This is a genomic window from Ferroplasma sp. Type II, assembly GCF_000496155.1.
Map to the genome: position 1 here is coordinate 1 of NZ_KI542702.1, position 7,294 is coordinate 7,294.

Genomic DNA, 7,294 nt, shown 5'->3' on the forward strand with positions numbered 1-7,294 from the left:
TTACTTGTTTTAGGTGGAAGGTTTGCCGGATTGACGGCAGCTTATACAGCAAAGAGATTGCTTGGGGATAAGATAGATGTAACATTAATAAATAACACTCCATACGCCGCATTCAGACCAGGAATGCCCCATGTCAGCATCGGTGTCTATAAAGCAGAAGATCTAGAGGTGGATCTTACAACGGCTTTGCCTGCAAAGGGAATTAAATTTATATTAGGAACGGTAAATGCAATAGATGCAAAAAAGAATAAGGTGGAATATTCAACACCGGACGGTAAAAAGGAAAATATTACTTATGATTACCTAGTAGTTGCATTCGGGGCAAAACTTGGTGTGGAACACCTGAAGGGCTGGGATGAATATGGGGCAAGTGCCTGTGAACCAGATTTTGCAACAGCCCTTTATGAAAGATTAGAGAAATTCGAGGGTGGAAATATAGCAATAGGATCTGGCATTTTCTATCAGGGAACACTTACACCAAGAGGAAAATACCCAACAAACTGGGCGTCCGTTGCAGATTCTGCATGTGAGGGGCCAGTTTTTGAGCTTTCATTAATGATTCCTGCCTTCCTTAAGAAGAAGGGGGTTATGGATAAAACCCACATAACAATATTTTCACCGGGAGAAGAAGTACTCACAGATATATCAAAGGAAACAAGGGGAGTAGTAAAAACTATGTATAGCCAGGCTGGCTTTGACACGGTATGGAATTTCCGCGTAAAGGAAATCAAAAAAGATGAAATTGTGGGAGAAGATGGAAAGACTATAAAAGCAGATATTGCAGTTATATTGCCCCCATATGAAGCCAATGACGCAGTGAAAAATTCAACACCTGATCTTTTCGATGATGGAGGATTCATGGTTACTGACGAACATATGAGATCTGTTAAATATCCCAATGTTTACTCATGTGGCGATTCAAATCAGATAACGGTTCCAAAGCTTGGATTCCTCGCTGTGCAAACCTCCAGGATTGCAATACAGGATCTTGCTAACAGGCTTGGTGTCCCCACAAAAATAGAGACATACACCCCAGAAATTGTATGCATAGCAGACAATCCACTGGAAGGATTCGCTATAGCCGTGAATGATACAACATTCTATGGCGGTGATAAGAAGATAGCACAACCATCAGCCACAAACCATATAAAGAAGGAACTGTTTACTAAATACTTCATGTGGACAAATGGAGATATGGCACTTGACAAATATCTAGCAAGCTGGTGAATAATTATGATGTCAGAAGATGAACAGTTAGAAAAATTGATGAAACCGGAATATATTTCCAGTTTGACAAGGGCGGTTGAGCTAATAAAAAAACTTGACAACCTTGGATTTCTGGATGTAATATCCGGAATATTGAGTGACGATGAAACCTTAAAAACAGTATTCGGTCTGTTGACAAGCGACGATGTATTATCCCTTACAACTAAAACAGATTCTGTAATGACCTTATTAAAGATCATGTCAGAGGAGAAGAATGTAAAGGCTCTGAGCAATCTTCTTGAGATGGTCACAGTAATACAGAACAAAGGACTTCTTGATCCTGTGCTTGGCATATTACAGGATGACAATGCAATGGGCATGGTTATGGGACTTCTATCCAACGATTTTACCATGAACCTGATCATGAATGAAAAACCAATTTTAGAGTCATTAGGCCGACTTGACCTGAGTGTTGCACCACATTATGTTAACATGATAAAGGCAGTGGAAAATGCAATCAAAACCGATACTGTCACACCAGTGGGTGGAATGATGGGAACTCTGCGTGCAATGAAAGATGAGGATGCACAGAAAGGGCTCGGAATCGTCTTTTCCATATTGAGAAGCCTGGGAAGGACATGCAGTGATGAATTCAATTGCTCCGCCAAAAAATAAAAACAATTTTTAAATATATTTTCGCAACACATTTTAATATTCATTCATAATTATGGTAATTAGAGCTCCGTGGTGTAGTGGACAAGCATTCCGGACTTTGGATCCGATGACGGCAGTTCGAATCTGCCCGGAGCTGTTATGATAGAAATAATAGGAAAGGAAAAACGAAAACTCCAACTGGACAAAAGTGAAAAGCTCAGGAATATTTATAATATTATAAATATCGATGAGGAAGGATTTGTTGCAATACTCAACGGGCTACCTGCCACTTCTGATGTACTGGTAAATCCAGAAGACCATCTAGTTTTTCTTGAAATATTTTCTGGAGGATAACGCTTTAGATTATCCATTAATCATAACAATTTTAAAAACCCTTCCAGCTCTCCACCACTCATTTATATCCACCATTAATGAGTGTACCAGTCCCAAAAGTGACCGATTTGAAGGACAATACTTATACACATAATTGCATATGCAACGATATTCTAACCGCTTTTTATTGAGATAGTTGCATTAAAAATGATTACAATAAGCTCATCTTTCAGGATCTCGTTTTTTATTTAGTTTAAATCCTGAACTCCCTACTTTTACCACCATGATACTGAGTTCAGTAGATCCAGTATGTCCTTCTGTTTTTTCGTTCTCTCCAGTTCCTTAAGGTCACCGTTCTGGTCCTCTACCATATGCAGTTTCTCAAGCTCAAGGAACATTCTCTCCATTGAGTATTTCTCATTGAGTTTAGTGGATTCCATACCCCTTCTCAGAGCTGATCTTATTAGAAGTGAAAGAAAGAACACAAATACTGTTCCACGTATGGTGGATTCCTTATGATCCCTGAGTGGAAATATATCCATATCAGTTTTGAGTACACGAAATGCCTTCTCTATGGCATCCCTGTGCCTGTATACACTCAGGCAGCCGGATCCTGAGTATTCTCCCCTGTATACCAGTAAAAATCTTCCCATCCTGTTCTCTGCAGCAGATATGGCATTGTCCCTTGCACTTGTAACAGTAGCATTATTCTCAATCCTGTATGTGATATACCTCATGTATGAACCTGCAATAGATTCTATGCTCTTTTTAATTCCCCTCCTCACCTGCAGTGACTCTATCCTTTTCCTGCGTTCCATTATGTTCCTGTGCAGATCGGCTCGTTCATCGCTCTCCCTCCTGACATCATGGTAGAAATAGCCATGGAGTTCCAGATCCTCCATAGAGAATGATATGTTCTTGCAGAATATTGGGTATCCCTCATACATTATCACATTGTCTGCCCTGTCCACTGTTTTTGATGCACTGGAATATACTGCTTTCACCTCCTTCCTCATGAAGGATGCTGCGATGATATATTCCGCTTCTTTGAGGAGCCTGAGATTGTCCATGGAGAAGAAGCCACGGTCAAGTATCAGTGCAATATCTGAAATGACTGGCTGTAGTTGTTTCACAGCCCTTTTCAGTGTTGTAACATCAGGAATGCTTCCCGGATATATCTCAAAGGATAATGGAAGATGGCGGTCCCTCTCCATGACAAGGCTGAGATTTATCTGCTCAAGTTCAGGATGATCCTTTGCATGCCCATACTCGAATATTGATGCGGATGAATATGATGCTATTGATGTGATATCATAGAGAAGGGAATTGCCTGGATGCAGCTTCTTTATTAAGTCCTGCGAGAATCTGCGATAAATATCAGAGGAACCAATCTTCTCCATGAGTTCACTGTTTCTCTGTGAGTCCAGGTTAACAGGATATACAGTGGAGAGATATGTCCCCCCATACCATGTCGGTATGGATGACATGGGCAATGGCCTCACAACCTTTGATATTGCCAGTGCAATAACCTTCTGGCTTTCCCCATCGGTAAGGTAGGACTTCAGCATGTCCTGAATATTAAGCTGTTTCACAATGTCCATTATGGGAATGAATGGGCCATAGACAAGTGATCTTCTGGGCAGTACTGACCTAACCTTCCTTACTTCGCCCTTATCTTCCTTTCCAGCGTATTTGTAATGATATTTTGTGTTCCTGATCGCTGGATCATAGTATGGAATTCTCTCATATACGTAAACAGACCCGTTGACTGTCTTCCTGATCTTCTGAACCTTTCCTGTAATGATGGTAAATACCACCATGATTATTAAATATTTCTATGCCAGAAACTGTGAGAACTATGGGTTCAGTTAAAATATAATGGTGGTAAAAAGCGGGAAATCAGGTTTAAATGCAATATACATTCCATATATATCCACACCAAGGGCGCACATAATAAAAAATATTGTACTAAACGATATTAATGGATTTACCCATAAATTATATGGTGTAAGAAGTGAGACTAACTGCGTAACCAGCATAGGCAATGTTAAAATAACAATAACGATTCTATATTTCCACGGGATTTTATTCTTCATTGTAAATCACCATTGTATAAAGTTACAGGATATGATCCGTAATTTTAAGGTCATTTTGTAGTATCTCCCTTTTTATTTAGTTTTGACGCAAAATATGTTCCATATATACCTACACCAACGGCACACCATGCGGAAAATACTGCACTATACACAAATAACGGAGTTACGATTAAATTATATGGAGTAAGAAATGAGACCAAGGATATAACTAGCAGAGGCCATGATAAAATGGCAAAAATTATTGCATATTTTATTGGCATTTTCTTCATTGTAAATCACCATTATACAAAGTTACAGGATATGATCCGTAATTTTAAGGTCATTTTGTAGTATCTCCCTTTTTATTTAGTTTTGACGCAATATACATTCCATATATATCCACACCAAGGGCGCACATAATAAAAAATATTGTACTAAACGATATTAATGGATTTACCCATAAATTATATGGTGTAAGAAATGAGACTAACTGCGTAACCAGCATAGGCAATGTTAAAATAACAATAACGATTCTATATTTCCACGGGCATTATTCTTCATTGTAAATCACCATTGTATAAAGTTACAGGATATGATCCGTAATTTTAAGGTCATTTTGTAGTATCTCCCTTTTTATTTAGTTTTGACGCAAAATATGTTCCATATATACCTACACCAACGGCACACCATGCGGAAAATATTGCACTATACACAAATAATGGATTTACCCATTAAATTATATGGTGTAAGAAGTGAGACCAACTGCATAATAACTAGCAGGAATAATAAAATGACAAAAACGATTGCATATTTCCACGGGATTTTTCTTCATTGTAAATCACCATTATATAAAGTTACAGGATATGATCCGTAATTTTATACGTCATTTTGTAGTACCTTTTTATTAGTTGAATTTATCCATGCATATATATGCATATGTATGCACAAAGAAAAACACACCATTTCCCCCACCCCACCAATCATATAGACCAATTACAGTTGCCCCTATAGCCAGTATCCCTGAAACCAAACCAGCAGTTGCAATAGCTGCTAGTGCAGCTCCAGCGCTCACTACAGCAAATAATAATCCTGTCATATACTGGTTAAATGCAAGTGCTTCCCCTCCGTAACCATATGAAAAGATTGCCTGAAGATCTACATATACATTGGGATTATTGCCTGTTGCATTCTTTGTATTATTAGTAGTATTGGTATTTAATACAGTTACATTATAGTTTCCTGATTTAGAATATAACGGTACCACTGTAAAATTATTATTTAATTCTGTGCTGTTGATTAGTAATGATCTATGTTCCAATTTTCCATTAACGTACACGTTTAAAAGTTCTCCAGTTACATTATTATTTCCTCTATAGAATGTATAATTCATAATTATTGTATTATTGCCTGTTGTATTGCTTCCATTTGTTGCAGGTGTTTCATTTCTAAATGTGCTTCTATGGCTTACACTGCCTGCATCCTTTAAATTATATTCATGAACATAATGTCCCAATTTGGGTATATTTATATGATTATAATTATCACTATGGATTTCTGGGTTATAGTAAACCAATCCTACAAGGCCAGCACCTAACCTATTAGTAGCAAACGAAAATGCTATAATAGTTTTTCGATCCATAATGAAATTAATACATGAATATATATATAAATTTCGATAGTAATATTGATAAATAATTTATTGGAAAACCATTTGCATTATCTTGTATAATGATTTTAACCATAACACCATTATGGGAATAGATCAAGATGATCTACACGGAATATTGCCATATAGAAAAAATATGTGTATCGATTTACAGTTAAGACGTTACGATCTGACATACTCTCATCAACGAAAGGAGGCTCTCACCCTTGCTTTGTATTCGCCCTCATTCCTCACGGCCCTGACGGTTTTACAAGAACTTATTGCTAAGTCTTAAGGTCACTGTCGGTTACAGCGTTGTCTCTTTAGGGGTATCAGTGCTCCCTTTGCACACATCCCTGTCTACGTGCGATTGGGACACACCTTTATTTGTATAATTATCTAACCGGAACATAGAGGCGTTCCTAACCTCTTATGGAGGATTTCATGGAAGAAATCTCCATAATGCCATTTTTCAGGACTTATCCAATGGATTAACTTCTGATTCTTCCTTGCATGAATCGATATAATCATTTCCTAATTCATCCACATCGTAGGTTCAGTGGCTTTCTTGCTCATTTAGTTGTAAAAATTTTGATCAATTTACTTTCCGACAACAATTTCTGGGCATCTCTTATTCTGTTTGCATATTCCACCAGTTCTTTTGTGTATACTGAACAGGGTAGTGAATTATTCATCAGCATCTCCCTTCCTTTACATGGCTTGCACCAGTTTAAAATGTTACAATATAGCATCGGTTTGCATATTTTTATCAATTTATAACAGGTTAGAGGGGTTTTTTTTAACTTCCAGTGAAGCGATCAGATATCCACCCCGCATCTTCTTTATTCTTTCCTCCCCCATGGTGTTGATAGGATTGACGTTTCAGTGGAATATGAGATCCTCATCTATTTTGGAGGAAAGAAACCTGTTCATGTTCGACTGATTCGCATGATCTGATATGATGGAGTTGAGATGGGCTACGCTTCTTTTCTCTGAATTATTCAAGACAGAGATTAGTTCAGAGAAGTGCCTGAACTGTCTGATTTCAGGAAATGCTGATCTGTAATTGATCAAAAGTCCATCAAGAATTTCTCGGTTCTTCACTACTGGGATTTCCATATGTCACACAAACGCACGGCAAATTCTTAACCGTTTCGAATTTCAATATTAAATTGTTAAGTGTGAATATAATTAATGCAAAAGTCTAGTTCATAATGTATCTCGGTGAGTAACAGAAAGTTTTCCTCAGTATGCATACTGGGTCATTCCCGACAAAACAGTCTCAATTCATCCCCCCTCCAAAGATCGGAGCTTTCCTGTTAATTTACTCGTAAATTTATTATTTTAGTGCGTCTTTTAACTTATTAAACTCATCCATTGT

8 protein-coding genes and 1 tRNA gene are annotated in these 7,294 nt (G+C 37.7%); 4 read left to right on the forward strand and 5 right to left on the reverse strand.

Annotated features, from left to right (window positions below; genetic code table 11):
- The 4 genes from AMDU4_RS04510 to AMDU4_RS04525 form a co-directional block, all read left to right on the forward strand.
- Positions 1–1,227 (forward strand): NAD(P)/FAD-dependent oxidoreductase (locus AMDU4_RS04510; RefSeq protein ID WP_021786797.1); only part of this gene is annotated, 1,227 nt, incomplete at its 5' end.
- Positions 1,228–1,233: 6 nt separating this feature from the next.
- Positions 1,234–1,881 carry a DUF1641 domain-containing protein gene (locus AMDU4_RS04515; protein ID WP_021786798.1) on the forward strand — a complete coding sequence of 216 codons (648 nt, stop codon included), beginning with the start codon at positions 1,234–1,236 and terminating at the stop codon, positions 1,879–1,881.
- Between the two features lie 63 nt (positions 1,882–1,944).
- Positions 1,945–2,017: transfer RNA gene (locus AMDU4_RS04520), tRNA-Gln, on the forward strand.
- Between the two features lie 2 nt (positions 2,018–2,019).
- On the forward strand, positions 2,020–2,214 hold the full coding sequence (locus AMDU4_RS04525; protein ID WP_021786799.1) for a hypothetical protein: 195 nt from the start codon (positions 2,020–2,022) through the stop codon (positions 2,212–2,214).
- A 254-nt stretch (positions 2,215–2,468) separates the two neighbouring features.
- On the opposite strand, the gene AMDU4_RS04530 is transcribed toward AMDU4_RS04525, so the two are convergent.
- The 5 genes from AMDU4_RS04530 to AMDU4_RS04550 form a co-directional block, all read right to left on the reverse strand.
- Positions 2,469–4,013 carry a transposase gene (locus AMDU4_RS04530; protein ID WP_021786800.1) on the reverse strand — a complete coding sequence of 515 codons (1,545 nt, stop codon included), beginning with the start codon at positions 4,011–4,013 and terminating at the stop codon, positions 2,469–2,471.
- Positions 4,014–4,061: 48 nt separating this feature from the next.
- The gene (locus tag AMDU4_RS04535) at positions 4,062–4,289 is read right to left on the reverse strand and encodes a hypothetical protein (RefSeq protein ID WP_021786801.1); all 228 of its coding nucleotides are present in this window, start codon (positions 4,287–4,289) and stop codon (positions 4,062–4,064) included.
- A gap of 50 nt (positions 4,290–4,339) precedes the next feature.
- Positions 4,340–4,558: a hypothetical protein gene (locus AMDU4_RS04540; RefSeq protein WP_021786802.1), complete on the reverse strand. Its 219-nt coding sequence runs from the start codon at positions 4,556–4,558 to the stop codon at positions 4,340–4,342.
- Positions 4,559–5,172: 614 nt separating this feature from the next.
- Positions 5,173–5,907, reverse strand: a complete 735-nt coding sequence (locus AMDU4_RS04545; RefSeq protein ID WP_021786804.1) for a hypothetical protein — start codon at positions 5,905–5,907, stop codon at positions 5,173–5,175.
- 888 nt (positions 5,908–6,795) lie between these two features.
- Positions 6,796–7,032 (reverse strand): hypothetical protein, encoded by a 237-nt coding sequence (locus AMDU4_RS04550; protein WP_021786795.1) that lies wholly within the window; start codon positions 7,030–7,032, stop codon positions 6,796–6,798.
- Between the last annotated feature and the right edge of the window lie 262 nt (positions 7,033–7,294).

What these genes read in the sequence shown, in the direction of transcription:
- AMDU4_RS04540 (WP_021786802.1), bottom strand. Translation starts at nt 4,558, where the DNA reads ATGAAGAAAATGCCAATAAAATATGCAATAATTTTTGCCATTTTATCA.
- AMDU4_RS04550 (WP_021786795.1), bottom strand. Translation starts at nt 7,032, where the DNA reads ATGGAAATCCCAGTAGTGAAGAACCGAGAAATTCTTGATGGACTTTTG.
- AMDU4_RS04535 (WP_021786801.1), bottom strand. Translation starts at nt 4,289, where the DNA reads ATGAAGAATAAAATCCCGTGGAAATATAGAATCGTTATTGTTATTTTA.
- AMDU4_RS04530 (WP_021786800.1), bottom strand. Translation starts at nt 4,013, where the DNA reads ATGGTGGTATTTACCATCATTACAGGAAAGGTTCAGAAGATCAGGAAG.
- AMDU4_RS04515 (WP_021786798.1), top strand. Translation starts at nt 1,234, where the DNA reads ATGATGTCAGAAGATGAACAGTTAGAAAAATTGATGAAACCGGAATAT.
- AMDU4_RS04545 (WP_021786804.1), bottom strand. Translation starts at nt 5,907, where the DNA reads ATGGATCGAAAAACTATTATAGCATTTTCGTTTGCTACTAATAGGTTA.
- AMDU4_RS04525 (WP_021786799.1), top strand. Translation starts at nt 2,020, where the DNA reads ATGATAGAAATAATAGGAAAGGAAAAACGAAAACTCCAACTGGACAAA.